The following is a 26,090-nucleotide window of genomic DNA, read 5'->3' on the forward strand; positions in this document are numbered from 1 at the left end:
CTCGAAGCCCGGATTTGTTAATGCGGGCTTTTTTGTTGGGTTACCTTTTTATGCTTTGCGTATTAACACTACAAAAATCATTAATCTCAAAACATGAAAAATTCAATCAAGATCACATTTTTAGCTTTAGCCATTGCTTTTACCGCTGCATCTTGCGAAAGCAAAAAACCTGCAGAAACTGTTGACAGCACCAAAAACGATACTATTGTTAAGGTTGATTCAACTGTAACTAAAGATACTGTTGTTAAAGGTGCTGATACCGTTAAAGTTGATACTACAAAAAAATAAAAAAAATAAACGGGTTACCTTTTCACAAAAGGAGTATTAACAACAAACAAGAATAAAATACTTTAATTTATAATAACACAAAACATGAAAAATTCATTCAAAATCGCTTTCTTATCTTTAGCTATCGCTGTTTCTGCTGCTGCTTGTAAAGGTTCTGGTTCAGCTTCTTCTGCTGATTCAGCTGCTGATACTTCTAAAAAAGATACTACTGTTGTAATTGATTCAACTGTGAAAAAAGATACTACTGTTGTAGTTGACACTACTAAAAAAGATACAACTAAAAAATAATTTAACCCAGGTAGTTAAAAATTAAATAATTACATCGTTAATTTTTAATTTTTTAGTTTTTAAAAGGTAATCTGATTTTTTTTTTAAAAAATTGGGTTACCTTTTTTTATTTCGGGTATTAACAGGTGAAAAACTATTAAATCACTTAAAAAACAAAAAACGATGAAAAATTCTTTCAAAATCGCTTTCTTAGCTTTGGCTATCGCTGTTTCAGCTGCTGCTTGTAAAGGTTCTGGTTCTTCTGCTGCTGCAGATTCAGCTAAAATGGATTCAGCTAAAATGGATTCAGCTGCAACTACAGATACTGCTGCTAAAATGGATACTACAGCAAAAATGGACACTACTAAAAAAGACACTACAAAAAAAATGTAATTTCTTTTGTGTTAAAAAAAACGCCCTGAGTTTATTCGCAGGGCGTTTTTTTATGCATTTAATTTGCCCTTAAAAAACATTCGCCTGTATAATTGTTTAATGCACAAAGCACCGATACATGAAATACTCCGAATGGAATAATTTAAGCCAAGAAGATAAAAAGAACACCCATTGGCGCCGCCGCCCCCACGTACGTACAGCTACCATATTCAGTATTTTATTTGCGCTGGTATTTATTGTTTTTATGCTTCGCGTGTTTCAAAATCGCCGCATGCATGTTAACCGGAAACCAAACGCTAAAGAAGCCTTTGCCATAGCCAAAGTTTTTGTGAATGATAAATTAAAACAGCCCGCAACAGCAAGCTTCCCTAAAAGTGATTTTGAATCTACCATCGATACCGCGCAAAACAGTTATTACATCTCATCAACTGTTGATGAGCAGGATAGCAGCGGGCGGATGAGCAAATCGGAATGGCAGGTTAAACTATCTTACACCGGCGGCGACTGGGCCGACCGCAAAAGCTGGAAACTGGTTGATATACTTATCAAATAGGCACCCTACGTTCAGAAACCGTAAAGTATAAAAAAACCGCCCCGGTTAGGAAGGCGGTTTTTTACTAAACCAACTTATGAAAACACTTTAATGTTTTCGGATCTTCGCTACACACAAAACTGAATCACCAAGGCCCGGAAAACTTATTTTATTATTTTACAGCTATTTCCCTGGTCTGGAATTTAGCTTCTTCTCTTTTTGCTACGGTAAGTTTTAAGATACCGTCGGCATAATCAGCTTCTATTTTGGAATGATCTACAGAATCGGGTAAAGTGAAGGATCTTACAAAAGAGCTGTAGCTATATTCGCGTTTGGTGTATTTTTTTGTTTCGGCTGTATCTTCCGCCTTTTTCTCGGCAGCTATGGTCAGGATATTTTTATCCAGATTGATCTTAAAATCTTCTTTCTTTAAACCGGGTACTGCCAACTCGATATGGAACTCGTTTTCATTCTCGGCAATGTTAACTGCAGGCACGCGGCTAACTAATTTGTCGCCAATAAACGAATCATTCAATAAAGAATCGAATACATCGTTAAAGAATGGGTGAGCATTGCTTTTTAATCCGTTGTTAAATTTCACTAAAGTCATGGCTTATATCTCCTTTTAATTTTGTTTTATTAATTTATAAAGCTATATTCAACTGTTGTACCAATGGATAAAAATCCAATTTTGCACGACAATCTGTCTGTAAAATTTATATCTTACAGACAAAACGTCTTATTATGACTGAAAAATTAACAGATTATAAGTATCAAACAGATATAATCATCCGCTTCTCTGATATTGATGCGCGCGGCCATGTAAACAATGCCGTATATTTAACTTATTTTGAAGTAGCCCGTTTTAATTACTGGCGCGATGTTGCCCGCTGGAATTTAAAGGAAATTGGTATCGTGATAGGCCGGTCGGAGATTAATTATCTAAAACCGGTTACCATTGATGATGTGCTTGTTTGCTATGTGCGGGTTATCCGGATAGGTAACAGCAGTTTTGATGTGATGCACGTGTTGACCAAGGTAACTGATAAAGGCCACGAGATTTGCACAACCTGTAAAACCACTTGCATCAGCTATGATTATACATCTAACCGATCTGTCCCTATCCCAAAAGAGGGCCGCCAAAACATGATCGATTATGACGAACCAAGGTTGATCCTGAACACAAATTAATCGTGCCCGATGCATCAAAAACTAATTGAACACCACAATCCTGAATGTATTCAAATTAGCTGATACCGTACAGATCAGATACCATTAAAAACAAAGCGCCCCATGCTGTTAGCTGGGGCGCTTTATTAGTATATGCAAAGCTATTTATTTTTTAAGAAAATGCTGAATGATGAGGCCTGCCAGTTCAACACCAATCCGTTCCTGCGCTTCGTTTGTGGCAGCGCCAATGTGCGGGGTTAATGATATTTTGGGATGAGACAGGATCTCCTGGCGGGGAGCCGGCTCATTGTCAAATACATCTAATGCAGCAAATGATACTTTGCCGGCGTTTAAGGCATCTATCAGTTCCAACTCGTTGATGAGGCCACCGCGTGAGCAGTTCACCAAACCAACACCTTTTTTCATGATCTCAAATTCTGCAGCGCCAATTAAGGGCTTATCTACAAACGGTGTGTGTAAACTAATAAAGTCGGCTTGTTTAAACACCTCTTCGGCAGTTGCAGTTTTAACGGTAACCTTAGCCACAAAGCCCCCACCTAAAACCACCTCAACTTCGGGGTTAAACGGAAAAAGGTCATAAGCTAAAACTTCCATCCCTACGCCGATAGCAATTTTAGCTACCTCGCGGCCTATGCGGCCAAAGCCCATAATGCCTAAAGTTTTGCCACGCAATTCAACGCCTTTGGCATAAGCCTTTTTCAGGTCATTAAATTTGGCTGCACCTTCTACCGGCATTTTGCGGTTACTATCCGGCAGGAAACGCACGCCGCCAAATAAATGGCCGAAAACAAGTTCTGCAACAGATAATGACGATGAAGCCGGTGTGTTGTAAACGCCAATGCCTTTTCCCTTGGCGTAGTCAACATCAATATTGTCTACACCTACCCCGCCACGGCCTATCAGTTTAAGGTTTGGGCAGGCATCTATCAGGGCAGCGCGCACTTTGGTGGCGCTGCGTACAGTAATGGCATCAAACTCCTGTAAACGTACAGGGAGCTCATCCTGCGGGATGTTATTGGTTTCTACAAAAAACCCGGCATCCTCCAGCATTTTTTTACCAATCGGGTCTATACCGTCGTTAGCTAATATTTTGATCATGATTTTATAATGGTTAAGCCCCCCAGCCCCCTAAAGGGCGAGCAAAATTCTATTCCCCCTTTAGGGGGTTAGGGGGGTAATTATTTATTTTTCTCAGCAAATTCGCGCATGGCATCAATCAGCACATAAACGCTGGTGATGGGCAATGCATTATATATAGAAGCACGGAAACCGCCTACACTCCGGTGGCCTTTTAAGCCAACAATGCCTTTCTCGTCGCAAAGTTTCAGGAATGGTTTTTCATGTTCGGGGTTTTCGGCAACAAAGCAAACATTCATACGTGAGCGGTCTTCAACCACTGCAACTGCTTTAAACAACGGGTTACGGTCTATTTCCTCGTAAAGCACTCTGGCTTTTTCATTATTTTCTGATTCGATAGCCGGTACACCGCCTTTTGCTTTTAACCATTTTAGGGTAAGCATAGATACGTAAATGGCAAAGCAAGGCGGCGTGTTATACATCGAACCACCTTCTATCTGTACCTGGTAATTAAACATAGCCGGTATTTTACGGCCGGTTTTACCAAGCAAATCATCCTTAACAATTACCAGGGTAACACCGGCCGGGCCCATGTTTTTTTGCGCACCGGCATAGATCAAACCAAAATCGGCAACGTTTACCTTACGGCTGAATATATCTGACGACATATCGCAAACCACCGGTACCGGCGATTTTGGGAACTGTTGTAACTGCGTACCGTAAATGGTATTGTTTGATGTAATGTGGAAATAAGCTGCATCCGCAGGGATGGTAAAATCTTTAGGGATGTAAGTAAAGTTGCTTTCTTTTGAAGTAGCAACAACCTCTACCTCGCCAAAAAATTTAGCTTCTTTTAAAGCTTTATTTGCCCAAACACCTGTTTCCAGGTAAGCGGCTTTGCCACCATCGGGCAACAGGTTGTAAGGGGCCAATGCAAACTGTGTGCTTGCACCGCCTTGTAAAAATAAAACAGAGTAACCTTCTGGCACGCCGAAAAGTTCTTTAACCAGTTTTACGGCTTCATCCAATACTGCTTCAAATTCCGGCGAACGGTGTGAAATTTCCAGCAGGGACAGACCGGTTCCGTTAAAATCAATTACTGCAGCAGCAGCCTGTTTTAAAACTTCGTGAGGTAATATGCCGGGGCCGGCACCGAAATTGTGTTTCATAATGTTGAACTATATTTGACTAATAACTAATTATCAACTTTGTATTAAGAAAGGCCGAAGATAATAAATCCGACAAGTTTTATAGACTATTTTTTATAATTTAATAAAAAACCAGATTTAGATGAGACAAATGCCTTTAAAGGTAATTTATATTACTATTATGATAATTATGCCTGTTTTAACGAGGCAATAAAAGCCGGCTGATCTGCAGCCGTAAACACCGCATTACCGGCAACAAAAACATTGGCGCCTGCTGCCTTTAGTTTGGCAATATTGTGGCCATCTACCCCGCCGTCTACCTCGATATAAAGATTTGGGTTGGCGTTGGCGCTCATAGCTTTAACTTCGGCTATTTTAGTATAGGTATGCTCGATAAACTTTTGCCCGCCAAAACCAGGATTAACCGACATTACCAGCACCATATCCACATCGGCAATAATATCTTTTAAAAGCGCTGTAGGTGTAGCCGGGTTAATGGCAACTGCAGCTTTGCAACCCAGTTGTTTAATGGCCTGTACGGTACGGTGCAAATGCGGGCAGGCCTCGTAATGTACCGTAATGCTATCGGCACCGGCATCCGCAAAATCTTTAAGATAACGATCGGGGTCTACAATCATCAGATGCACATCCAGCGGTTTGGCAGCATGCTTTTTAGTGGCTTTTACCACGGGGAACCCAAAAGAAATATTTGGCACAAACATCCCGTCCATAATATCTACGTGAAACCAGTCGGCCTGGCTGTTATTTATCATTTCAATATCGCGCTGCAGGTTTGCAAAATCGGCAGCTAATATAGATGGAGCTATCAGGTGGTTCATGGCGGTAAATATAGGCGAATTTGTCTGAACCAGAATTTACCGAATAGAAGAATTTACAGAATTCTGTGATTCTCTTCACATTCACCTAATTGTTAAAAGTCAGGTTCAGATGACCATCTCCGGCACTTCGCCATCAATGATCAGTTTACCGGCTGTGGCTTTTTTTATTTCTTCTACCGTTACGCCGGGCGCACGTTCCACCAGCCTGAAACCCCCTTGTGGTAAAACATCCAATACGGCCAATTCGGTCACAATTTTTTTAACACAGTTAACGCCGGTTAATGGCAAGGTACAATTGGGCAATAGTTTAGATTCGCCGGCTTTGTTTACATGCTGCATGGCTACAATAATATTTTCTGCGGATGCTACCAGGTCCATAGCGCCGCCCATACCTTTTACCATTTTACCGGGGATCTTCCAGTTGGCTATATCACCGTTTTCGGATACCTCCATGGCGCCGAGAATGGTAAGGTTTACCTTTTTAGCGCGGATCATCCCAAAGCTCAGGGCAGAATCAAACACCGCAGAACCGGGCAGCCGGGTAATGGTTTGCTTGCCTGCATTAATGGTGTCGGGGTCTTCTTCCCCCTCAAATGGGAACAGGCCCATCCCCAGTAAACCATTCTCTGATTGCAGGATCACATCCACTTCATCAGGAATATAATTAGCTACCAAAGTTGGGATGCCGATGCCCAGGTTAACGTAGTAACCGTCTTTTATCTCTTTAGCTATTCGCTTTGCGATGCCTTCTTTATCTAACATGTTTTATATTTTAAGCGCCATTGCGATAGCGTAGCAATTTTAACAGGTATGCTGCTTTTCTATCCGTAAATTGCTTCGTACGTCGCAACATAACGCGTGGGGTTTGATGGTATTGGTTTATGGTTATAACTGGTTGCGCTTTCTTACCGTGCGCTGTTCAATTCGCTTCTCGTAATTTTCTCCCTTAAAAATACGGTGCACGTAAATGCCGGGGGTATGGATATTATCCGGATCAAGTTCGCCGGGTTCTACCAATTCTTCTACCTCGGCAATGGTAACTTTGCCGGCCATAGCCATTACGGGGTTAAAATTGCGGGCGGTAGACCGGTAAACCAGGTTGCCGAGCCTATCCCCTTTCCAGGCTTTTACAATGGCAAAATCGGCATCAAAGGCCATTTCCATCAGGTAATCTTTACCGTTAAAATTACGTACTTCTTTACCCTCGGCTACTTCGGTACCAATGCCTGCCGGGGTAAAAATGGCTGGCATACCGTAACCTGCCGCCATGCAGCGGGTAGCCAAAGTACCTTGCGGAATCAGTTCTACTTCCAGTTCGCCGCTTAATAGCTGCCGTTCAAATTCGGCATTCTCGCCAACGTAAGATGAGATCATTTTTTTAACCTGGCGCCGGTGCAGCAACAGCCCTATCCCAAAATCGTCAACACCGGCGTTATTAGAGATGCAGGTAAGATCTTTAACGCCTTTTTTAACAAGGGCAAGAATGGTTTTTTCGGGAAGGCCGCACATGCCAAAGCCGCCCAGCATCAGCGTATGGCCGTCTTCTATATCGCGTATGGCCTCGTCGGCGCCGCTCACTACTTTATTCATGGTTTATTTTTGGTTGCGGTAAAATTAGGCATTTTGAACCAGCCTTACCAGTAAAATACTATGCAAGCATAATATTTTATAATATGTATTACCCATCTTCAGCGGGATGCAGCTAAAAACCGGGACATATTTATCAATAGAATAGAATACAGCGCCCGGCATTAACTTCCAATTAAAAAATACAAACAAATAATAAACTCAAGCCTTTATACTAATATATCAATTTATAACATCATGGCAGAGTATAATGATAATGACCAGCAAAATAAACCACAGGGTTACCGCGTAGACGACGATAGCAACCTGGAAGAGAAAGACCTGCGTAAAACTACGTTTATGTTTGGCAGCGAAGAAAAAAGTGGTGAAGAACCCGGCATGGAATCTAACGGAGCGGGCGGCCATCGCTTTGGAGAGAACAGCAATACGCCATCCGGAGATGACAAAAATAATCCGTCGCAAAATGCAGGTTATGGGAATGATTATTTTAAACGTACAGAACCATCAGAAGAGCACCCGGAACATAACAACTTTAAAGATCCGAACCAGTTGGGGCAACCTAATTACACCCAAGCTACAGGCGCCGCCCCCACAGGGCAATCTGACGAAGAAAATGAAGGACCGAAACAGGAAGAAGCCGACGAGAACAAGCACCAGCAAAGCGAAACTTACCAGGAAGGTACAGCAGACAATGATGGCGCTACTACCGGCACCAACAGCGAAGGCGACGTTGCCGGATACGGTGAATTGCCCGATCAGCAAAAAGTTGGAGAATAAATGAGTGAGTGGAGAATGATGAGTGGTTTTAACTGCTGCCCATTCTCCACTCACTATTCTCTATTAAGTTACCACTTCATCTTCTCTTTGATAAATGCAGTTAGATCATCGCCCATAATCTGCTGCTCTTTTACGCTGGGGTGCCCATTGGTATTTTTATAGGCAAAAAAGTGTGTATAAATACCTTTATCATTTAAACCGGCAATGGCCTTTTGTATGTATCCCGGCCAGGGCGAACCTGTTTTGGTGGCATCCATTGAGCCAAGCGCACATACAATTTTTGCCTTTGGGTATTTATTACGGATGCTTTTTATAAAAGATTGATAACGGCTGATGATAAATTCCGGCGTTGGCGGCGTATCTCCAAACAGCTTTTTAAATTGCTCGTGCTTGGTGTTCTTAACCAGCCAGGAGTCGTTTTGAAACAGGTTGACAACCACTAATTCCGGGGTGTACCTTTTAAAATCCCAGCGGGTGGTATCATGGGCATATACGCGGTCATAAATATCGGGCATTACGTAGTCAAACCAGCTTATGGTTACCCCAATGCCGCTTTTAGAGATGCAGCTAACATCGGCGTTAAAATACCTGGCAGCTACGTTGGCATAACTGGCATATCCATTTTCGTAAGTGTTATCGCCCCTGTCTTTACCCGTGGTATCCTCATCGGCCATACCGCAGGTTATCGAATCGCCGTAATATTCAATTTTATGCCGGTATGTTGGCGGCGCAAGCAGCTTACCGCTGATATTTAAGCCATAAAACCAGGTACGCCCCCAGTCGTATTCGGTGCGTTTAAATAGTTGCAGTTGATGCGGGCCGGCTTTTAAACCTGTTACCAGCTGATATTCCTTTTTACCTTTATCTAAACGCATAACCTTTGCCACCTTGTTATCAACAACAACATTGTAATAATTAAGGCCTTTCTCATCATTCAGGGTTGCCTTAACAGCCGTACCGTTAAACCTGATCACCACTGATGCTGCCGTCCACGATAGTTCTGCCGTGCTATCGGTTACGGGCGTGCGGCCCATGTAATGAATTTTGGGATTGTTAAAGTTTACAAGCGTTTGTGCGTTGCTGCCAAATGCAGTAAAGGTGAGCAGCGCTACTACAATTAAGTTGAATTGCTTTATCATCAATATATCTTCTATTTTAAATAAACATACGTAATACCCTGCCCGCCTCTGTCGGGGTGTTCATCTTCCATGCGGTCAACCTGATCGTACTTTTTAAGGTATTGGCGTATCATCTTCCTCAGGATGCCGTCGCCTTTGCCATGCAGTACTTTGAGGGTGCCAAAACTCATCATCAAAGCACGGTCAAACAGTTTTTCTATGGCAAACAAGGCATCTTCGGTACGCATGCCGCGTACATCAATCTCGGGGCTGAAGTTAGCCAGATCATTGGTATGGCTGTTGCTGCTGCGCCTTACGATCTCTTTAGGCACGGTAGATTTGGCAACCTTCTCTACACGTTTCTTCTTCACCACCGTACGCAGATCGCCCATGGCTATCACCACATTATCTTTTATCACCTCCATTACCTGCCCCGTGGTATCACCGTCTATCAGCTTTACCCAATCGCCCGGCTTTATCTCTTCATCCGCTTTGGCGGTTGGTTTTGGTGCTTCGGTTTTAACAGTATTCTTTTTAACCTCGTTATTTAAATTTTCGCGCAGGTTTTTGGTTACCTCTTTATCGGCATTGCTGCTTTTAATTTCGGCAATGGTGTTTTCTACCAGCTTATTGGCATTTAATATAATGGTTTTGGCTTCCTGTTTAGCTTCGCGCAGCAGATTCTTGCGGTTCTCATCCAAAAAGCTTTTCAGTTCTTCGTTCTCGGCAAGCAGGGTATCCACGCGGCGCTGCTGCTTATCCAGCTTTAATTTGGTGTCAAATATCTCTTTTTTCTCGCGCTCCAGGTCAACCAGCAAACTATCTACCTTTTTTTGGCCGCTGCTTATTTTATTTTTAGCCAGGTTAAGCACGTTTTGGGGCAAACCTATCTTTTGTGCTATTTCAAACGCGTAAGAACTGCCGGGCTTGCCAACCTCCAGCATGTAAAGGGGCTTCATTTCGGTATTGTTAAACAGCATCGATGCATTCTCAATCCCCTCGGTGTTGCTGGCAAATATTTTAAGGTTTGAATAGTGGGTAGTAACCATCCCCCTCACCTTTTTATGATTTAGGGCTTCCAAAACGGCCTCGGCAATCGGCCCGCCAAACTGCGGATCGGTACCGGTACCAAACTCATCTATCAGTATCATGGTTTTGCCGTTGGCATCCTCTACAAACTTTTTCATTTTTGAGAGATGCGCACTGTAGGTGCTCAAATCGCTTTCTATCGATTGGTCATCGCCAATGTCAACAAAAAGCTGCTTAAATACACCTACCACACTATCGGCACCGGCGGGTATCAGTAAACCTGCCTGCACCATCATTTGCAGCAGGCCCACCGTTTTCATACAAACAGATTTACCGCCGGCGTTGGGCCCCGATACCACAATAATGCGTGTACCCTCGTCAATCCCAACATTTAGCGGCACAACGGTTTTATGGTCCTTTTTAAAACTCAACAGCAACAAAGGGTGGCGGGCATTAAATAATCTCAGCCTGGCCTCGTTAACCACCTTTGGCATTTCGGCCTCAATATCAATAGCAAACAGCGCTTTGGCGCGTACAAAATCCAGCTTGGTAAGCAGGCCGTGATAAGATAGCAAGAGCGGCGCATAGGGCCTTAGTTCATCTGTTAAGGCAGTCAGTATTTTGATGATCTCGCGGCGGCGGTCAAACTCCAGGTCGCGGATGCGGTTGTTGAGCGAGAAAACCTCCTCGGGCTCCATATAAACTGTTTGGCCCGATGCCGATTCATCATGGATGAAACCTTTTAGCTTGCGCTTGTTTTCGGCCAGCAAAGGGATACAGATGCGCCCGTCGCGCACGGTAAGCGATCCATCTGCCGTCCACCCGTTACCGGATGCGGCCTTAAAGATCTGGTCTATCTTTTTACGCGCTTCCTGCTCGGCTTTGGCAATGCCCGATGTTATTTCCATCAATTCACGCGAGGCGTTATGGCGGATCTTGCCTTTCGGGTCAATCACCACATCTATCTTTTTCAGGATAGCCTTTTCTATCGGCAAATGCTCAAACAGGGCTTCCAGGTTTGGGTAAACACCGGTGCGCTCGTTAAAATAGCCTATAACCGCAAATACCGTAGTAAGCGATGCCTGGATCTGAAAAAACTCCTCTTCGGATAAAAAAGCGCCCTCTATCCGGGCTTTATTTGCCAGTGATTTAATATCGTAAAAGTTGTTGATGGGCAAGGCATCATCATTTTGCAGGATGTTCTTAAACTCGTTGGCCTGGTTCAGGAATTTGGCTATCAGGTCATAATTGCTCATCACCTGTATCTTGCCCACCATGTCCTGCCCCATTACACTCAGGCAATGTGCTTTTATCAGTTCTTTAACCTCGGTAAAGCCAAGCTTATCTGCACTATTATTTGGATACAGCATTTTTATTATTCTTTACCGGGGTTTGTGGTTTGGGTGCATTGGCACGATTGAGCGAATCTATCTTAGCTTTTAGCGTAACATCTATTTTAGCATACATCTCCTGCAGCTTATCCGGCTGTGTGGCGTAATATTTTAGGCTGGTTTTAAAAGTACCCGGCGTGGTATGGTGCTGCTTAAACAATTGAACATATTTAGCGCTGCCATATTTGTACATGCTATCCGGCACCTGCGGTATGGTGTAAAGCGATCCGTCTACAATATGCAGATCGGTAAGCAGGCTGATCATTTGCGGCTCATTCAGCACACCCTGCGGTGCGCTGCCGCTTCTGCAGGCAGTTAAATAAAGCAATACTGAAAAAAACAAGGTTATATATTTTTGCATTCTGTAATTTAGCGGCGTTTATATAAAGCAAAATTACGGATAAATGAGCATTGCAGAGAGTATCAAAAGCTTAAAAAAGGAAACCGGCGAAATAAATGTGGCCCTGCTGGCGGTTTCTAAAACAAAACCCGCGGCCGACCTGCAGGAGGCATACGATGCGGGCCAGCGCTTGTTTGGCGAAAACACCGTGCAGGAAATGGTGGAGAAACAGGAGCAGTTACCAAAAGATATTGAATGGCACCTGATAGGCCATTTGCAAAGCAATAAAGTTAAATATATTGCCCCGTTCATCAGCATGATACAATCTGTTGATACTATGAAGCTGCTGCAAGAAATAAACAAGCATGCCGAAAAGAACAAACGGGTGATCGATTGCCTTTTACAGATCTATATTGCCGACGAAGAAACCAAATTTGGTTTGGGCTTTGATGAGGCTATTGAACTTTTACGCAGCGAAGAATACACCGCCCTTAAAAACATCCGCATACGTGGTTTAATGGGCATTGCCACCAACACCGATAGCGATAAGCAGATAAAAGATGAATATTACGAGCTTAAAACCTTTTTTGATGGCATTAAGGTAAGTTTTTTCCGTAAGGAAGACTCTTTTGATACGCTGTCGATGGGTATGTCGTCAGATTATAAGCTCGCTATTGAGCAGGGCAGCAATATGGTGCGCCTGGGCAGCACCATTTTTGGCAGCCGGGCAAAAAAGAGTGTCTGAACCGGAATTAAAGGAATTAAAGAATTAACAAAATGAGTGATAACTCTACTGATAAAGAACGCCCCCATCAGGGGGGTGGGGGGCTAAAGATACGCGTTGCGGTAAAGGCCGATTGCCCGCGCCTGCTGGAACTGGTGCACGAACTGGCCCTTTTTGAGCGTGCCCCACAGGAAGTAACCGTTACGCTTACCGAATTTGAGGAAGCCGGCTTTGGCCAAAACCCGGTTTGGAAAGCTTTTGTGGTAGAAGCAGACGGCATAATAGCTGGATTTGCCTTGTACTACATCCGCTACTCTACCTGGAAAGGCTGCCGCCTGTACCTGGAAGACCTGATCGTGACCGAGAGCCACCGCGGTAAAGGCATCGGTAAGCTGTTGTTTGACCGTTTGTTTGAGGAAGTGCGCGAGCTTGGCTTTAGCGGCATGGTTTGGCAGGTTTTAGACTGGAACGAGCCCGCTATCAAATTTTATGAAAAATATGGCGCAAATATTGAAGCAGGTTGGCTTAATGCATCCCTGTCTGAACAACAGATAGCTAATTTATAACGATGAAAATTACACCCATACTGCTTTTAGCTGCTTTAGGGCTAAGTGCCTGCAGATACAGCCAACCGGCTGTAGACCAGCCCAGCGCCATTTTTAAAGATACGCTTACCTATAATTACCAAACGATTAACCAGCGCGCGGCAGATTGCGGCAACAAACCGGATAGCGCCTGCACTGCGGTTAACCTAAAATACCCGGTATTTAAAGGCAAGCCCGTTTTAAACGACAGCATTAAACATAAGCTGCTTACCATGTTTATGTTGAGTGAAAAGGCTGATACCAGCCTGAAAACGATGGCTGCGAAATTTATTCGATCATACGCAGAAGCTAAAAAAAGCGACCCCAGATCTGAAATGTTTTATACTTTGGATAGCTATGTTAAAGTTATCGGGCAAGACTCGGCACTGGTGGCGCTGGAGTGTGGCGGCTACGTTTTTCAGGGGGGTGCACATGGGGGCAGCTTTACAGGTTTTATTAACTGGGATGGCAAAACAGACAAAAATGTTACGCTTGGCGATATCCTGATAGACGGTTACCAACCCGGGTTAACTAAAATTGCCGAGCGCATTTTCCGCAAGAACGAAAAGCTTACAGCTACCGCATCACTTGCAGATAACTATTTTTTTGACAAGGGTAAGTTCGCCTTAAATGATAACTACTCTATCACCCCAATGGGCTTAAGGTATATCTACAACCAATATGAGATAAAGCCTTACGCTGCCGGCCAAACAGAGCTGATTATCCCCTATGCAGAAATTAAAAAATTAATGAAGCCTAAATCTATCGCTTCACAATACGTAAATAAAAATGCTGGTATTTAAGTTTGGTGGCGCGTCTGTTAAGGATGCGCAGGGTGTTATCAATTTAGGCAAGGTAGTAAACAGTTACGCCGGCAGCCAGATTTTAGTGGTAGTATCGGCCATGGGTAAAACAACTAACGCGCTGGAAAAGCTTACAAACGCTTATTTTAACGGTGCTGATAATATGCACCAGATCTTGGAAGAGATCAAAGCCTATCATTACCACATTGCCCATGAGCTGTTTGGCGAGAACCACCCGGTGTTTGATGATATTGCCAATACCTTTGTAGAGATAGACTGGGCGATTGAGGATGAACCACATGATGATTACGACTTTATTTATGACCAGATCGTATCCATCGGCGAACTGGTATCTACCCGCATTGTAAACGCCTGGTTTAACCATACCGGAATTACCAGCAAATGGCTGGATGTACGCGGCTACATCCATACCGATAACACCTACCGCGAAGGTGTGGTAGACTGGGACAAAACCCGTGAAAGTATCCAAAAAGACATCCCGGCGCTTTTAAACAAGGGCATTGTGGTAACGCAGGGCTTTTTAGGCGGTACATCAGAAAACTTTACAACCACTTTAGGCCGCGAGGGATCTGATTATACGGCCTCTATCATTGCTGCCTGCCTCTGTGCCGAATCTGTTACTACCTGGAAAGATGTGCCGGGCATTTTAAATGCCGACCCCAAACATTTTGCCGATACCATTAAGTTTGACGAACTAAGCTACCAGGAAGCGATTGAGATGACCTATTACGGGGCAAGCGTTATTCACCCTAAAACTATAAAACCATTGCAAAATGCTGGCATCCCCTTGCTGGTTAAACCTTTTACAGAGCCTGCAGCAGCCGGTACAGTTATTAAGGAAGGGGCAGTTAATAAATTTGATAAGCCGGTTATTATTGTAAAGCAAAACCAGGTGTTGTTATCGGTTTCGGCAAACGATTACTCGTTTATATCTGAAAGCCATCTGAGCGAGATCTTCGGGATATTTGCCAAACATCATGTAAAGGTAAACGTAATGCAAACATCGGCACTAAGCTTTACCGCCTGTATAGATTATACTGCCGACCGGTTTGAGAAACTATTGGATGCATTGAAACTGGCGTTTAAGGTAAAGTACAATAACCCGCTTACCCTCATTACTTTAAGGCACTACAATCCGGCATTTGTTGATGAGGTAACAGCAGGGAAAAATATTTTAATGAAACAAACCAGCAGGAATACCGTGCAGATAGTTTTAAAATAAAAGCAGCAGGCATGATGCCATTACGGCAATAAAGGTGTTCATAAAATTCACTTCGTTGTTATTCATCCACCCTTTCCGTTCCAGCGTGGCGCCTAAAACCGAATCGGCTAAATTACCTATGGTACCTGCTGCAATAATATTAGCGAAGATACCGGCACTCCAGCCATAGTTGTGGGCGTAAATTCCGGCAATAACCACAGAACCCGCTATACCGGTTAGGGTACCTTCCAGGCTTATCACCCCGTCGCTTCCCCTGTGGCCCGGCTTAAAATTAATGATATCATAAAACCTTTTGCCATACACCATACCCATTTCTGACGATAGCGTATCTGCCGTGGCAGATGCCAGTGCAGCAGCCATAAAAATACTTGCCAGCAAAGCATTACCGGGCAATACAAAGGCCAGTAAGCCTAATATTGCAGGCAGGCCGCCATTAGCCAATACCTGCCTTGCGTTTCGCTTTTCCGGGTGGGTATCACCTGCTAAATTCCTTTTTTGATGCTTTTTGTGGGATGTTGCCATTACAGACAGTAAAAAGAACATAGCCAGCATGGCAACACCGGCATAACCTGTGCCCAGGTAAATACACAGGCTAATGAGCCAGCCGGTTAAAGCGCCACCTGCAGTTAGCTTACCTGTTTTGTAGCTGGCAAAGCTTGCAGCAAGCAGTACTATTAAAAAAACAAGCTGGGTTAAAGGCATCGTAGATCAAACATAAAAAATAATTTTAGGTGGGCTGTATTATATCGTTTTATTTAGGCCTTTACAAAAAACGCCTTTAGTTAACTAAAGGCGCCTACGGGGTATTTTAATTTATTAATGTTTGTTTTCGCGTTTACGGCTATTATCCTTGTTGGATGTTTGATCAGATCGCTGGCCGCCGCCATTGCTTATCCCCTTTTGCTTTTGTGCTTCCCGGGCATCGTTAAATTCACGGTCGGCAGTTGGCGAACCTTGTCCGCCGCTTGTGTTGTTCTTAAACTCCTGTGCTTTCATAACAGTTATTTTTAGTTTACAATTTGGCTTTGCAGCCTTTTTGCATATAACTGTGCAACAACTGTACCCATTTTGTACTTACGGCAGGCAATTATCGCAGCTGGCTCTGAGTGCGAAATTTCCGCCTGCTTTAATCTACTGACAATCAGCTACCAACCTCCAGTTGCCTGTACACTTCTATCAGGTATATTGCTTCCAGCATACCGGCGTTAAAATCATTCCATTCGGCTTCGGTAAATACAAAATTGATATCACGGTTTGGCGTGCACAGTACCAATCTTTCAGAACCATCGGGGAATGGGAAACATCTGTCCTCAAAATCCATATCCTGCGTAAAGCGATGAAACGATATAAATTGGTCGGGCGTAAAGCATAACATTAAATTCTGGTGCCATATGTTTAACATACTGCATTCAGGGCAATGGCTTATTACCGATTGGCCCCTTTGGGTAAGTATCCTGGTTTCGCACATAATGGATGGTATTAAAATTGGTGCCTGCATGCCCGCAGCCAACGCTCCTTAAACTGCGGGCAAAATCAGGACTTGATATCTTTAATTGTTTAGTTTTTCAATGTATAGCTATTTAAATCGTCGGCCAGTATAAGTGATCTACTATTGCACTGCCAACACTGTAAAAGTATATATTTATTTAGACTAATTAAAAATAAACAATAAAAAATTTGTTTATCGATTGTTATGAGAATATGTCACTTAAAAAAGGGGGGTTGGCAAGAAGATATTCATATACCGGGTAAATAAATGCGGCATTAAAACAATTAACGCACTTGTTTATTCCATTACTTAATTATGGACAGATCTAAACAGGTAATACTAAGCGGCCAGCTGAAATGGGTAGAACGGGTGGCATCCGTAATGGACGATAAATTCCGGCTGCCGGGTACCAACTTCCGTTTCGGGCTGGATCCGATCCTTAACCTTATACCATTTGCCGGTGATGTATCGGGGTTTATCGTTTCGGCATCTTTGCTGTATGTAATGGCAAAAAACGGAGTAAGCCGCAAGGTACTTATCCTGATGGCTATTAATATCAGTATAGATGCTATTGTTGGCGCCATACCCCTGTTAGGGCAGGTATCTGATTTTTATATTAAAGCGAACAACCGCAATATCAGGTTATTAAAAGAGCATTACCGCGAAGGCAAGCATCAGGGCAGCGGTAACGGTATTATTGTACTGCTGATGCTGATATTGCTTGTGGTATTAGCTGCGGCGCTTTACATCAGCTATATAACCCTGCACTGGCTGTTTACCCGGTAATGCCGGCTTTTACTGCCTAACAAAGGTATAAGGCAAAATTTGCATACTGCCGCTGGTTACCGCAGCAAGGTTGATGGATACAATATTGCCATTGCTATCGTAATTAATTTTGGATGCGGTAAAGTTGAAGCTGCCGGTAATGGTTTTCTTATCAGTGTCTATACTGCTGATATTAAACGTGCCCGAATTTGGCTGCACAGTACCGTATGGCTCAAACACGTAATTACCCGAGGCATCCTTAACCTGGGTGGAGTAATTAAATTGCAGGTACGGGGTACCATCAACTTTATAATTGCCCGTTGTAATGCCTTCGTCATCTACCGAGGTTGGGTCGGTAAAAATAATCTGGATCATTTTTTGCGTTTTTTGGCCGGTAACGGTAAAAGTTTTCTTTTTGGTGATTGTATTGTAGGTAAGTGTGGCGGCTAAGGTATCCGGTACCCAGGATACAGAACCTATACTGGCCTGAAAGATTGGGCTTACGGTAGTGGTGGTAGTGGTTTTATCCTTTTTGCAGCTTTGAGATAAAAATACGGCAGAGATAAATAGCAGGAAAAGTGCGGTTTTCTTCATTATACAATACAATTTGGTGCGAAACTAAAATGATTTGGGCATAAAAAAATAGTTTTCACATTTTTTAACATATTAAGTATCACCCACGGCTTGATACTTATTTGATATACTTGATAATTAAACTAAAGCAAACAATTTTAAACGATATTTATTATTTAGCCATGATAACAGTAGTAGGCATTTTTGAAAAAGCAGAACTTGCAGAAGAAGCAAGTTCCTATTTATTAGCTAACGAGTTTACAAACGAAAATATCGACCTTCATCCCCATCAGCAACAGGCAGAAGGGCCAGACCGTATCGCCGACTTCTTCAATCACCTTATTGATGATGAAAAGCAGGCAGCGCATTTTGCATCCCTGGGCCGCAATGGCTCCATTGTAACTGTGCACGCCGTAAATGCAAGAGAGGCGCAGGAAGCTGTTGACGCGCTTAACAATTACGGCGCTATTAACGTAGATGCCGCTGATGACAGCTCATCGCACAGCCAACTGATTGAACGGATAGTTGACCAGGATAAGCGCCTTAAGGGCAATACATCGCCTGCGTTATAACTATGCAAGCGAACAGCCCGGCCTTTTAACCATATCATAAATAAATATGGCCGGCATTTGAATAATCAGCAGCTGGCACATGATCCTGACGTACATTGCCGATTGGCTTTCTAACCTAAAGATCCAGGTCATGAGTGCAACAGCCACGCTTACAGACAGTAAAACAATAATAAACCGTACTGCATGTAATGGCGCGTGGATCTTTACGGCCATTAACTGCAGCCCCTCTGTTGCCAGGCGATACAGGATCCAGCTTACGCTAAAAAATATAAAAAACGAAAAAAGCTGCTTTTCTACAGCGGCGTAAGTAAACCATTGTAAAAAACCGGTAAATAACCATTTAATAAATAAAAATACAATACAGCCTGCGCTTGCCGGTAAAATGGCACATGCATAAGATCTTAGATTCCGGGTCATCATAATTTTTTAATCAGGGGTTAATCAAAAATAATCATTAGAACGATAAACAGCGCAGGCACCTTAGCATTCTAATTACTTTCTAATACGATCTTCTTCACATTTCTGTTACAACAATATCAAACAATATTCCTGTTTGGTGTTTATTGTGTAAACATATCACATGAGCACTCCAAAAGAAAGTTCTTACATCCAAAAAGTATGGCAAACTATGGGTATCGTAGCCCTGCTGGTTTCGGCTATTCTTATAGCGCGTGTTGCCTTTAACGTATTACTGATGATATTGGCCGGGTCGCTGATCGCTACTTACTTTCACGGGCTTGGAGATATGATAGAAAGGCGCACCAAACTCAAAAGGATCTGGGCGATGCTGATAGCCGTATTGGGCACCATTATCATTATAAGTACCATGTTTTGGTTTATGGGCACCAAAATACAGCAACAGGTAAATGAACTGAGCAGTTCGCTGCCCGGCACTGTGCATAACCTAAAAGAGAAACTCTCTCAAAACGATATCGGCCGGCAATTACTGCAAAGTTTTGACGGCAACAACTCCGGCAAAATGGTGGCTACGGCGCAATCCTTTTTTTCTACAAGCTTTGGGGTACTGGGCGATGTTTACATCATCCTTTTTTTAGGGATCTTTTTTACCACCAATCCCTCTATTTACAAAGACGGTATATTATTACTGGTGCCCCCATCCAGAAAAAAAATGGGGACGCATATTATGGATCGGATCAGCCTGTCGTTAAAAGGCTGGTTAAAGGGGATGATGATCTCGATGGTGCTGGTGGCTATCATGATCGGCGCAGGTTTGAGTATCCTCCATATCCCTGTTGCGCTGGTACTGGGCCTCATCACCGGCCTGCTGGAACTGGTGCCCACCCTGGGGTCGGTAATTGCCATGATACCGGGCGTATTACTTGGCCTTACCGTAAGTACCAATACCGCCATCATTGTGGCTATCGTTTACATCGTATCGCAAACTATCACATCCAACATCGTTAACCCGCTTATCCAAAAAAAGATGATCAACCTCCCTCCTGCGCTAACCCTTATCAGTCAGCTGGTTATGGGGTCTGTTTCGGGGGCTTTAGGTATTATCATGGCCGTTCCGCTGCTGGCCATTACCGTTATACTGGTTGATGAGCTGTACGTTAAAAAAATCCATCATATTCCCGAAGAAAAAGGCAAACTGGTAACCACCAAAGGCTTAACAACCGATGAGGATTAAACCGGCTTTTTAGCATGAGAATAAATATAGTGAATTGAGGATGAGCAGATAAGTCTGATTTTAAACATCAGTTAAACCTCATCCAAATCGTATTTAAGGTAGATGATTTGCCTGCCAAAAATCAACCTGTTTTTGTTTTATTAAGCCCTTCTCCTTTGGAAAAGGGTTGGGATGAGGCTTTTAATGCTTGCCCCTGCCCTATGTTAAAGAATAGGTTAAAGAGCCGGGAGGTTTTCCACATTAGCCTTATTTTTTACCGGATCATCGTAATATTGCAAAGATGACAGAGATGAACCCGGCAATGCAGCTGGCTTATGATTATTTAGAAAGCACCAACACCGTTGTTTTTTTAACGGGTAAGGCAGGCACCGGCAAAACCACCTTTTTGCAAAACCTGCGGCAAACCTCAAAAAAGAAACTGGCCGTGGTGGCCCCAACCGGTGTGGCGGCCATTAATGCCGGCGGGATGACGATACACTCATTCTTTCAGCTATCCTTTGCCCCGGTAATCCCATCGGGCACGGCACAGCCCGAGGCACATTACAATACCGAGAAAAAAGAGCTGCTGGCTAACCTCGAACTGCTTATTATTGACGAGATAAGTATGGTGAGGCCGGATGTGCTCGATCAGATCGATCTGATCTTGCGGAATATCAAGGCATCGCACTTTCCGTTTGGCGGCGTTCAGTTACTGCTCATCGGCGATCTGTCGCAACTAAGCCCTATTATCCGCGAAGAGGAATGGGGCATATTACGGCCCTATTATGCAACGCCATATTTTTTTAGCAGCCAGGTGATGCAAAAAGCCCGCTACGTGCGTATAGAACTGGATCATGTATTCAGGCAAAAAGAACAGGCTTTTGTAGACTTGCTGAACGAGGTGCGTAACCAAACCATCAGTAAAGCCAGCCTCGATCTGTTAAACGCAAGGTATTTGCCGGGTTTCCGGCCAACGGCAGCAGACCCGTACATCACCCTGACCACGCATAACGGCATCGCACAAAAGGTTAACGAAGAATTTTTGCAAAACCTGCCGGGATCTGAATATGAATTTGCCGCCACCATTCAGGGCGATTTCCCGAAGGATGCCTACCCTACCGATACCAGCCTGAAATTAAAAATTGGCGCACAGGTAATGTTTGTTAAAAACGATAGCTCTGCCGAAAAACTTTATTACAACGGCAAAATTGGCACCGTTACCTTAATTGATGGCAACAGCGTTTATGTAAACAGCGGCGCAGATGATAAAGAAATTTTGGTAGAACCTGTAGAATGGACAAACATTAAATACCAGCTGGAAGGCGAAACCATAGGCGAAACCAACTCAGGCAGCTTTGCACAGATGCCCCTTAAATTAGCCTGGGCCATTACCATTCATAAAAGCCAGGGCTTAAGTTTTGATAAAGCAATTATAGATGTTGCTGAATCGTTTGCACACGGGCAGGCCTACGTTGCCTTAAGCCGCTGCCGAAGCCTGGCGGGTATGGTATTGCGTAACCCGGTAGCTGCACACAACATTATAGGCGACCCGGCCGTTGCACGTTTTAACGAACAGGCCAAGGCCCTGCAGCCAAATGCGGAGCAGCTGCAGCAGGATATTGCACTATATGAACAATACCTGTTGAGCGAATTATTTAATTTTGGGCCTTTGCAGGCAAAATTGCAGGAATTTAAAAGCATTTTACCCGATCTGGAAAAAGACATCATCGGCGTGGCAGAAAAATTTACCAAGCAGTTAAACGCCGGGCGCAGCATGCAGGCAGCCGCCTATTTTTTAGATAAGCTCCAGGCATCTACAACACTGCTTTACCAAAACCTGCCTTTTATGGTAGATCAATCTAAAGAGCGCGCCGCCAAGGCCGACCAGTTGATTGTTTGGCTATTGAACCGTATTGGGCTGATTGAATATTTTTCGCAAAACCCTTTTGCTACAGCCGCTTACCTGGCTTTGGCGCAAGATAAAGTTTACACACACCACCGATCTTACCTGAAAGCACTGAATGCTTTGCCTAATGAAGAACTGTACCAACAACTAATTACTTGGCGCGAGCAGGAAGCTGCAGCGCAAAAAATAATGCCGGGGATGGTTTTTACAGAAAAAACACTGGCCACAATTGCCGAAAAGCTACCCGCAACCCTAAAAAACTTTAGTGGCATTAAAGGCGTAGGCCCTCAAAAGGCGGCGCAATACGGGCCGCATATCATCCCCATGATTCGCAACTATCAGCAGCAGCTACAAGGCCCCGCGGCAGAACAGGTAAGTTTATTTTAGCCTTTTATCAACATTATACCTTACAAATTAGGGTAATTTTTACTTTTACAGCATGACAGATGAGGAACTGATTGCCTACTTTGAGCACGCAAAGCTACCGGAAACCCTGCGTTTAGACAGGGCTACCACCCAATATAATGTACAGCAGGCAGTAAGCACTAATTTAGAAACACTAAGGGCAAGCACCACCGATCATCGTTGCAGGCACCGCCTTAAAAGGATAGCCTACGCTATGGAAAACCCCTACAACGGGCCCGAAATACCACGGTTTTGAACCGGGAAACTAAGCCTGTTATAGGTAATGCGTTATTTGATCCTGGCTGTTAAAAAACTGTAACAGGTTATAAAGCTGTAAGCTATGCTAACCTATGTTTTACTTTTACGTATTAGTAGATATATTTACGTGTTTTAACATCTATGCGAAGCCCTGTTCACAGCATTCAATTATTTTTAACACAAATTAAAAAGCACTGGGAACGGCTGGTGGGCCATCCTGATGCCTTTAAGTTAGAAAGCCGTGTATTTCACTCCATCAGCATCAGCCTTATTATCGTAGGCATTTTTTACATACCGTATAATTATTTTGCAAAACTGTATATCGCCTCGCTGTCAAGCATGGTTATCTGCATTGTTTTTGGCATACAGTTTTATTACTCGCGCTTTCGTGGCCGCATGCACAGCAGTACGGTTTTCGGTTTAACCGGGGTTATCGTTTTTTCGATAACCTATTTTTTCACCTCCGGAATTTACGGCTCTACAGATCTTATCTGGCCTGCTTACCTGTTACTTGTTCTTACCATTTCTCCCTATCGGCAGCATTTAATCTGGTTAAGTATATTTCTGCTGGTGTTCAGCATAATTCATGTGATAGATTATGCTTATCCGCACCTGGTGAAACACCCCTTTAACACGGGTAAGGGCATGTTTATAGACCGGGTAACTGCTTTCCCTATCCCGGTGCTGGCTGTTTTTGTAATCGTAAGATTTTTTAGGCGCAGTTATGAACGCGAGCGCAACATTGCTGAACAGAAAACCCAAACGGTAGAAACGCATTACAGGCAAATATTACAGCAAAAAAATGAATTGGAGCAAACCAATGCAGAAAAGAATAAACTGATGTCTATCATATCTCATGATTTTCGCAGCCCGTTGGTCAATATCCAAAACTATCTGGAATTGCTTAACGAAACCGAATTGGATGATTTACAGCGCCGCGATTTAGAAAAAAGCCTGCTTACGGCCACCAACCAAACCATGTCTATGCTTTCTAATTTGCTATACTGGTCTAAAACACAATTAGAAGGTACAAGCGTAAACCTGCAACCCGTAAACCTGCAAAAAACATTGCAGGGCACGTTAGAAATGGAACAGATACAGGCTAAGGGGAAAAATATTTTATTTTACCCTGATATAGATAGCCGGGCAACGGTTATTGCCGATGCAGATATGCTGCAGCTGGTGGTACGTAACCTGATAAGTAATGCTATTAAGTTTACGCCCGTTGGCGGAACCATACGCGTGGATACAAAAATAAGTGCTGCAGATTGTACGATCACCATCAGCGATACCGGCCAGGGTATCCCTTTGCAAAAGCAGGCTGCTCTTTTTTCTTTTAGCGCCCGGCCCTCTTATGGTACCAACCACGAAAAAGGCGTTGGCTTAGGCCTTTTATTATGTAAAGAATTTATGGAAAGGCAAAATGGAAAAATAGGTTTTGAAAGCACAGCAGCCAGTGGCTCAAGCTTTTATATTGTAATACCTTTAGCCGGATAAGCTTGCCATAAAAGGATGCCTTAAAAATGATCAGGATCAGCCAACTTCTTTATTCAGGGCTATAATAGCTTCTTTAAATTGCTCCCTTGCCACAACAAACTGAATATTTACCCTGCCGCTTGCCATACCTGCTGCAATAATATTGATGTGATTTTTGGCCAGTGCCGAAGCGCTGCGGGCCAGTAAACCCGGCTGATCCATATTGGTACCCAGCAGGCAAACCATAGCAACCGGCTCGCAGGTTACCTTTTCAAACTGGCTTTTCAGGTCATCTATCAGCAAAGCATTGTAATCATTTTCCCAAATGATGATAGAAATACTATTGGCACTGGTACTTTTAAAGGTATAGCTAACCTTATGGTTGTAAAACAGCTGCATAATCTGCAGATCGCTGCCCACGTTGCCTATCATTAGCGGGTCGTAAATATCTACCAGCAACTGCTGCCCGGTGCCGGTAATTACCTCAACACGTTTTAAATCAGAAATATACTCGCGGGTGATGAGCGTACCGGGGTGTGCGGGTTCAAAAGTATTTTTAATACGCAGATGCACGCCGGCCATTTCCAGCGGTTTGGCCGCTTTTGGATGGATAGCCTCCATCCCCACGTCAGCCAGCTGATCGGCAATATCATAATTAGTATTACCCACCGGCCGTACGTTATCAATACCCACCAACCCCGGGTCGGCTGTAGAAAGATGATATTCTTTATGGATCACAGCCTCAACAGGCCGCAGTATCTCGGCAATTTTACTAAAAGTAACTTCCGAGTAGCCGCGGTCAAACTCGCGCATAATTCCTTCGGTGCCTTTGGCATAACCGGTTGCAATACAAATGCAGGTTTGCAGGTCGATATTTTTAAAGGCGTCCCGGATGCGCTCGTTAATGGTCATCACCCTCGGATCGTCAAAGCCCGAAAGATCCACAAGTTCGGTATTGATGCCTTTCCTTTTCAGGATGCTGGCCAGCACGTAGGCAGAGTGTGTTTCACCTATCGAAGCCAGGATCTCTCTGGCTGCCAGCAGGATCCCTTCATTCAGGTAACCAGATGCAAGCATGGTTGTGGCGCTATCCAGATAAGTTTTGGCTTTGGCCATGTGCAGATCTATCATCTTATCGGCTTCGGTAATGTCAAGCCCTAAATCTGCGTAGCGTTCATTCAGTTGTTTAAGATACAGGGTAACTTCTGCCAAAGCGGTATGATAATCCTGCTGCGTGGCCAGGCGGTGATAAACGCCCGGCGCTTTGGTCTTTTTATTTTCGAGCAGTAAGTTAGTAACGCCCGAAAATGCTGATACTACAAAAACGCGGTTGTAGAGATCGTTTCCGCTGCGCTGATAAAGTATGATATTATCAATAACCTGGTTAAGCGCACTCATAGATGTGCCGCCAATTTTTTCTACAGTAAGCATAAGGTATCCAAACAAAAGCCAAAATTACTTAAATTTTTTATAGTTTAATACCTGTTCAGCCTGAATTAACAACAGTTAACCCTCGGGTCGTTTCCAGGCCTTTCTGAGGTGTTTGTAAGTCGTTTAGCGTAGCGGAGGGGGCGGATTTACGAACGGTCTGATCCGCAGGTATTTACGTTCTGTTCACGGTGTTCACGCCGCGTGAACGTGAACGGCGGGGTAGATGTGCAGGTGTGCGAATCTGCGGATGTAGA

Annotated in this window: 31 protein-coding genes; 16 read left to right on the top strand and 15 right to left on the bottom strand. The window is 43.6% G+C overall.

Annotated elements, in window-relative coordinates; genetic code table 11:
• Positions 1 to 93 precede the first annotated feature (93 nt).
• From E2R65_RS18250 to E2R65_RS18265, 4 genes are all read left to right on the top strand, one after another.
• Positions 94 to 288, top strand: a complete 195-nt coding sequence (locus E2R65_RS18250) for a hypothetical protein (RefSeq protein WP_134337931.1) — start codon at positions 94 to 96, stop codon at positions 286 to 288.
• 84 nt (positions 289 to 372) lie between these two features.
• The gene (locus tag E2R65_RS18255) at positions 373 to 576 is read left to right on the top strand and encodes a hypothetical protein (RefSeq protein ID WP_134337932.1); all 204 of its coding nucleotides are present in this window, start codon (positions 373 to 375) and stop codon (positions 574 to 576) included.
• Positions 577 to 738: 162 nt separating this feature from the next.
• The gene (locus tag E2R65_RS18260) at positions 739 to 948 is read left to right on the top strand and encodes a hypothetical protein (RefSeq protein WP_134337933.1); all 210 of its coding nucleotides are present in this window, start codon (positions 739 to 741) and stop codon (positions 946 to 948) included.
• Between the two features lie 118 nt (positions 949 to 1,066).
• Entirely contained in the window at positions 1,067 to 1,501 is a 435-nt protein-coding gene (locus E2R65_RS18265) for a hypothetical protein (RefSeq protein WP_134337934.1), read from the top strand.
• Between the two features lie 151 nt (positions 1,502 to 1,652).
• Here E2R65_RS18265 and E2R65_RS18270 read toward each other — a convergent pair whose 3' ends face one another.
• Positions 1,653 to 2,090, bottom strand: a complete 438-nt coding sequence (locus E2R65_RS18270; RefSeq protein WP_134337935.1) for an Hsp20/alpha crystallin family protein — start codon at positions 2,088 to 2,090, stop codon at positions 1,653 to 1,655.
• A 134-nt stretch (positions 2,091 to 2,224) separates the two neighbouring features.
• Here E2R65_RS18270 and E2R65_RS18275 point away from each other — a divergent pair, with 134 nt between their 5' ends.
• Entirely contained in the window at positions 2,225 to 2,671 is a 447-nt protein-coding gene (locus tag E2R65_RS18275; RefSeq protein ID WP_134337936.1) for an acyl-CoA thioesterase, read from the top strand.
• Between the two features lie 144 nt (positions 2,672 to 2,815).
• On the opposite strand, the gene E2R65_RS18280 is transcribed toward E2R65_RS18275, so the two are convergent.
• The 5 genes from E2R65_RS18280 to E2R65_RS18300 all read right to left on the bottom strand — a co-directional run bounded on the left by E2R65_RS18280 (position 2,816) and on the right by E2R65_RS18300 (position 7,325).
• Entirely contained in the window at positions 2,816 to 3,769 is a 954-nt protein-coding gene (locus E2R65_RS18280) for a D-2-hydroxyacid dehydrogenase (RefSeq protein WP_183500414.1), read from the bottom strand.
• An 80-nt stretch (positions 3,770 to 3,849) separates the two neighbouring features.
• Positions 3,850 to 4,917 carry a 3-phosphoserine/phosphohydroxythreonine transaminase gene (gene serC, locus E2R65_RS18285; protein WP_134337937.1) on the bottom strand — a complete coding sequence of 356 codons (1,068 nt, stop codon included), beginning with the start codon at positions 4,915 to 4,917 and terminating at the stop codon, positions 3,850 to 3,852.
• Positions 4,918 to 5,084: 167 nt separating this feature from the next.
• A complete protein-coding gene (gene rpe / locus E2R65_RS18290; RefSeq protein ID WP_134337938.1) occupies positions 5,085 to 5,735 on the bottom strand; it encodes a ribulose-phosphate 3-epimerase in 651 nt (216 codons plus the stop codon).
• A 105-nt stretch (positions 5,736 to 5,840) separates the two neighbouring features.
• Complete coding sequence (locus E2R65_RS18295; protein ID WP_134337939.1) at positions 5,841 to 6,497, bottom strand: 3-oxoacid CoA-transferase subunit B; 657 nt, start codon at positions 6,495 to 6,497, stop codon at positions 5,841 to 5,843.
• 123 nt (positions 6,498 to 6,620) lie between these two features.
• A complete protein-coding gene (locus tag E2R65_RS18300) occupies positions 6,621 to 7,325 on the bottom strand; it encodes a CoA transferase subunit A (RefSeq protein WP_134337940.1) in 705 nt (234 codons plus the stop codon).
• A gap of 234 nt (positions 7,326 to 7,559) precedes the next feature.
• On the opposite strand from E2R65_RS18300, the gene E2R65_RS18305 reads away from it, so the two are divergent.
• A complete protein-coding gene (locus E2R65_RS18305; RefSeq protein ID WP_134337941.1) occupies positions 7,560 to 8,099 on the top strand; it encodes a hypothetical protein in 540 nt (179 codons plus the stop codon).
• Positions 8,100 to 8,167: 68 nt separating this feature from the next.
• On the opposite strand, the gene E2R65_RS18310 is transcribed toward E2R65_RS18305, so the two are convergent.
• The 3 genes from E2R65_RS18310 to E2R65_RS18320 are packed head-to-tail and all read right to left on the bottom strand — an operon-like array spanning position 8,168 to position 11,998.
• Positions 8,168 to 9,238, bottom strand: coding sequence for a GDSL-type esterase/lipase family protein (locus E2R65_RS18310; protein ID WP_134337942.1), 1,071 nt, complete (start codon positions 9,236 to 9,238; stop codon positions 8,168 to 8,170).
• 11 nt (positions 9,239 to 9,249) lie between these two features.
• Positions 9,250 to 11,616 carry an endonuclease MutS2 gene (locus E2R65_RS18315; RefSeq protein ID WP_134337943.1) on the bottom strand — a complete coding sequence of 789 codons (2,367 nt, stop codon included), beginning with the start codon at positions 11,614 to 11,616 and terminating at the stop codon, positions 9,250 to 9,252.
• Complete coding sequence (locus tag E2R65_RS18320; protein WP_134337944.1) at positions 11,600 to 11,998, bottom strand: DUF4296 domain-containing protein; 399 nt, start codon at positions 11,996 to 11,998, stop codon at positions 11,600 to 11,602. The genes E2R65_RS18315 and E2R65_RS18320 overlap by 17 nt, the downstream gene beginning before the upstream one ends.
• A 43-nt stretch (positions 11,999 to 12,041) precedes the next feature.
• Here E2R65_RS18320 and E2R65_RS18325 point away from each other — a divergent pair, with 43 nt between their 5' ends.
• The 4 genes from E2R65_RS18325 to E2R65_RS18340 are packed head-to-tail and all read left to right on the top strand — an operon-like array spanning position 12,042 to position 15,331.
• Complete coding sequence (locus E2R65_RS18325; protein WP_134337945.1) at positions 12,042 to 12,722, top strand: YggS family pyridoxal phosphate-dependent enzyme; 681 nt, start codon at positions 12,042 to 12,044, stop codon at positions 12,720 to 12,722.
• Between the two features lie 32 nt (positions 12,723 to 12,754).
• Positions 12,755 to 13,267 carry a GNAT family N-acetyltransferase gene (locus E2R65_RS18330; RefSeq protein WP_134337946.1) on the top strand — a complete coding sequence of 171 codons (513 nt, stop codon included), beginning with the start codon at positions 12,755 to 12,757 and terminating at the stop codon, positions 13,265 to 13,267.
• Positions 13,268 to 13,269: 2 nt separating this feature from the next.
• On the top strand, positions 13,270 to 14,088 hold the full coding sequence (locus E2R65_RS18335) for a DUF3298 and DUF4163 domain-containing protein (protein WP_134337947.1): 819 nt from the start codon (positions 13,270 to 13,272) through the stop codon (positions 14,086 to 14,088).
• On the top strand, positions 14,075 to 15,331 hold the full coding sequence (locus tag E2R65_RS18340) for an aspartate kinase (RefSeq protein ID WP_134337948.1): 1,257 nt from the start codon (positions 14,075 to 14,077) through the stop codon (positions 15,329 to 15,331). Before E2R65_RS18335 ends, E2R65_RS18340 begins: the two co-directional genes overlap by 14 nt.
• Here E2R65_RS18340 and E2R65_RS18345 read toward each other — a convergent pair.
• From E2R65_RS18345 to E2R65_RS18355, 3 genes are all read right to left on the bottom strand, one after another.
• Positions 15,323 to 16,033, bottom strand: a complete 711-nt coding sequence (locus E2R65_RS18345) for a DUF92 domain-containing protein (protein WP_134337949.1) — start codon at positions 16,031 to 16,033, stop codon at positions 15,323 to 15,325. The two genes, E2R65_RS18340 and E2R65_RS18345, sit on opposite strands and share 9 nt — an antisense overlap.
• Before the next feature lie 114 nt (positions 16,034 to 16,147).
• Positions 16,148 to 16,327: a hypothetical protein gene (locus E2R65_RS18350; protein ID WP_134337950.1), complete on the bottom strand. Its 180-nt coding sequence runs from the start codon at positions 16,325 to 16,327 to the stop codon at positions 16,148 to 16,150.
• A gap of 145 nt (positions 16,328 to 16,472) precedes the next feature.
• Positions 16,473 to 16,799, bottom strand: a complete 327-nt coding sequence (locus tag E2R65_RS18355) for a DUF6686 family protein (RefSeq protein ID WP_229704609.1) — start codon at positions 16,797 to 16,799, stop codon at positions 16,473 to 16,475.
• Positions 16,800 to 17,135: 336 nt separating this feature from the next.
• On the opposite strand from E2R65_RS18355, the gene E2R65_RS18360 reads away from it, so the two are divergent.
• Positions 17,136 to 17,606, top strand: coding sequence for a DUF4112 domain-containing protein (locus tag E2R65_RS18360; RefSeq protein WP_134337951.1), 471 nt, complete (start codon positions 17,136 to 17,138; stop codon positions 17,604 to 17,606).
• A 9-nt stretch (positions 17,607 to 17,615) separates the two neighbouring features.
• Here E2R65_RS18360 and E2R65_RS18365 read toward each other — a convergent pair whose 3' ends face one another.
• Entirely contained in the window at positions 17,616 to 18,179 is a 564-nt protein-coding gene (locus tag E2R65_RS18365; RefSeq protein WP_134337952.1) for a DUF6252 family protein, read from the bottom strand.
• Between the two features lie 161 nt (positions 18,180 to 18,340).
• Here E2R65_RS18365 and E2R65_RS18370 point away from each other — a divergent pair, with 161 nt between their 5' ends.
• Positions 18,341 to 18,730, top strand: coding sequence for a hypothetical protein (locus tag E2R65_RS18370; protein ID WP_134337953.1), 390 nt, complete (start codon positions 18,341 to 18,343; stop codon positions 18,728 to 18,730).
• Here E2R65_RS18370 and E2R65_RS18375 read toward each other — a convergent pair whose 3' ends face one another.
• Entirely contained in the window at positions 18,731 to 19,150 is a 420-nt protein-coding gene (locus E2R65_RS18375; protein WP_134337954.1) for a hypothetical protein, read from the bottom strand.
• Between the two features lie 160 nt (positions 19,151 to 19,310).
• Here E2R65_RS18375 and E2R65_RS18380 point away from each other — a divergent pair, with 160 nt between their 5' ends.
• The 4 genes from E2R65_RS18380 to E2R65_RS18395 all read left to right on the top strand — a co-directional run bounded on the left by E2R65_RS18380 (position 19,311) and on the right by E2R65_RS18395 (position 24,426).
• A complete protein-coding gene (locus E2R65_RS18380) occupies positions 19,311 to 20,381 on the top strand; it encodes an AI-2E family transporter (protein ID WP_134337955.1) in 1,071 nt (356 codons plus the stop codon).
• Positions 20,382 to 20,661: 280 nt separating this feature from the next.
• Positions 20,662 to 22,653 (top strand): HRDC domain-containing protein, encoded by a 1,992-nt coding sequence (locus tag E2R65_RS18385; RefSeq protein WP_134337956.1) that lies wholly within the window; start codon positions 20,662 to 20,664, stop codon positions 22,651 to 22,653.
• A 52-nt stretch (positions 22,654 to 22,705) separates the two neighbouring features.
• Complete coding sequence (locus E2R65_RS18390; protein WP_134337957.1) at positions 22,706 to 22,927, top strand: DUF6965 family protein; 222 nt, start codon at positions 22,706 to 22,708, stop codon at positions 22,925 to 22,927.
• Positions 22,928 to 23,070: 143 nt separating this feature from the next.
• The gene (locus E2R65_RS18395; RefSeq protein WP_134337958.1) at positions 23,071 to 24,426 is read left to right on the top strand and encodes a sensor histidine kinase; all 1,356 of its coding nucleotides are present in this window, start codon (positions 23,071 to 23,073) and stop codon (positions 24,424 to 24,426) included.
• 36 nt (positions 24,427 to 24,462) lie between these two features.
• Here E2R65_RS18395 and E2R65_RS18400 read toward each other — a convergent pair whose 3' ends face one another.
• Positions 24,463 to 25,836, bottom strand: coding sequence for an aspartate kinase (locus E2R65_RS18400; protein ID WP_134337959.1), 1,374 nt, complete (start codon positions 25,834 to 25,836; stop codon positions 24,463 to 24,465).
• Positions 25,837 to 26,090: the final 254 nt, after the last annotated feature.

This window comes from Mucilaginibacter phyllosphaerae (genome assembly GCF_004378255.1).
Classification (GTDB): Bacteria; Bacteroidota; Bacteroidia; order Sphingobacteriales; family Sphingobacteriaceae; genus Mucilaginibacter; species Mucilaginibacter phyllosphaerae.

Coding starts and splice junctions, on each gene's coding strand:
- E2R65_RS18250 (WP_134337931.1), top strand. CDS start 94: ATGAAAAATTCAATCAAGATCACATTTTTAGCTTTAGCCATTGCTTTT.
- E2R65_RS18255 (WP_134337932.1), top strand. CDS start 373: ATGAAAAATTCATTCAAAATCGCTTTCTTATCTTTAGCTATCGCTGTT.
- E2R65_RS18260 (WP_134337933.1), top strand. CDS start 739: ATGAAAAATTCTTTCAAAATCGCTTTCTTAGCTTTGGCTATCGCTGTT.
- E2R65_RS18265 (WP_134337934.1), top strand. CDS start 1,067: ATGAAATACTCCGAATGGAATAATTTAAGCCAAGAAGATAAAAAGAAC.
- E2R65_RS18270 (WP_134337935.1), bottom strand. CDS start 2,090: ATGACTTTAGTGAAATTTAACAACGGATTAAAAAGCAATGCTCACCCA.
- E2R65_RS18275 (WP_134337936.1), top strand. CDS start 2,225: ATGACTGAAAAATTAACAGATTATAAGTATCAAACAGATATAATCATC.
- E2R65_RS18280 (WP_183500414.1), bottom strand. CDS start 3,769: ATGATCAAAATATTAGCTAACGACGGTATAGACCCGATTGGTAAAAAA.
- serC (WP_134337937.1), bottom strand. CDS start 4,917: ATGAAACACAATTTCGGTGCCGGCCCCGGCATATTACCTCACGAAGTT.
- rpe (WP_134337938.1), bottom strand. CDS start 5,735: ATGAACCACCTGATAGCTCCATCTATATTAGCTGCCGATTTTGCAAAC.
- E2R65_RS18295 (WP_134337939.1), bottom strand. CDS start 6,497: ATGTTAGATAAAGAAGGCATCGCAAAGCGAATAGCTAAAGAGATAAAA.
- E2R65_RS18300 (WP_134337940.1), bottom strand. CDS start 7,325: ATGAATAAAGTAGTGAGCGGCGCCGACGAGGCCATACGCGATATAGAA.
- E2R65_RS18305 (WP_134337941.1), top strand. CDS start 7,560: ATGGCAGAGTATAATGATAATGACCAGCAAAATAAACCACAGGGTTAC.
- E2R65_RS18310 (WP_134337942.1), bottom strand. CDS start 9,238: ATGATAAAGCAATTCAACTTAATTGTAGTAGCGCTGCTCACCTTTACT.
- E2R65_RS18315 (WP_134337943.1), bottom strand. CDS start 11,616: ATGCTGTATCCAAATAATAGTGCAGATAAGCTTGGCTTTACCGAGGTT.
- E2R65_RS18320 (WP_134337944.1), bottom strand. CDS start 11,998: ATGCAAAAATATATAACCTTGTTTTTTTCAGTATTGCTTTATTTAACT.
- E2R65_RS18325 (WP_134337945.1), top strand. CDS start 12,042: ATGAGCATTGCAGAGAGTATCAAAAGCTTAAAAAAGGAAACCGGCGAA.
- E2R65_RS18330 (WP_134337946.1), top strand. CDS start 12,755: ATGAGTGATAACTCTACTGATAAAGAACGCCCCCATCAGGGGGGTGGG.
- E2R65_RS18335 (WP_134337947.1), top strand. CDS start 13,270: ATGAAAATTACACCCATACTGCTTTTAGCTGCTTTAGGGCTAAGTGCC.
- E2R65_RS18340 (WP_134337948.1), top strand. CDS start 14,075: ATGCTGGTATTTAAGTTTGGTGGCGCGTCTGTTAAGGATGCGCAGGGT.
- E2R65_RS18345 (WP_134337949.1), bottom strand. CDS start 16,033: ATGCCTTTAACCCAGCTTGTTTTTTTAATAGTACTGCTTGCTGCAAGC.
- E2R65_RS18350 (WP_134337950.1), bottom strand. CDS start 16,327: ATGAAAGCACAGGAGTTTAAGAACAACACAAGCGGCGGACAAGGTTCG.
- E2R65_RS18355 (WP_229704609.1), bottom strand. CDS start 16,799: ATGTGCGAAACCAGGATACTTACCCAAAGGGGCCAATCGGTAATAAGC.
- E2R65_RS18360 (WP_134337951.1), top strand. CDS start 17,136: ATGGACAGATCTAAACAGGTAATACTAAGCGGCCAGCTGAAATGGGTA.
- E2R65_RS18365 (WP_134337952.1), bottom strand. CDS start 18,179: ATGAAGAAAACCGCACTTTTCCTGCTATTTATCTCTGCCGTATTTTTA.
- E2R65_RS18370 (WP_134337953.1), top strand. CDS start 18,341: ATGATAACAGTAGTAGGCATTTTTGAAAAAGCAGAACTTGCAGAAGAA.
- E2R65_RS18375 (WP_134337954.1), bottom strand. CDS start 19,150: ATGATGACCCGGAATCTAAGATCTTATGCATGTGCCATTTTACCGGCA.
- E2R65_RS18380 (WP_134337955.1), top strand. CDS start 19,311: ATGAGCACTCCAAAAGAAAGTTCTTACATCCAAAAAGTATGGCAAACT.
- E2R65_RS18385 (WP_134337956.1), top strand. CDS start 20,662: ATGACAGAGATGAACCCGGCAATGCAGCTGGCTTATGATTATTTAGAA.
- E2R65_RS18390 (WP_134337957.1), top strand. CDS start 22,706: ATGACAGATGAGGAACTGATTGCCTACTTTGAGCACGCAAAGCTACCG.
- E2R65_RS18395 (WP_134337958.1), top strand. CDS start 23,071: ATGCGAAGCCCTGTTCACAGCATTCAATTATTTTTAACACAAATTAAA.
- E2R65_RS18400 (WP_134337959.1), bottom strand. CDS start 25,836: ATGCTTACTGTAGAAAAAATTGGCGGCACATCTATGAGTGCGCTTAAC.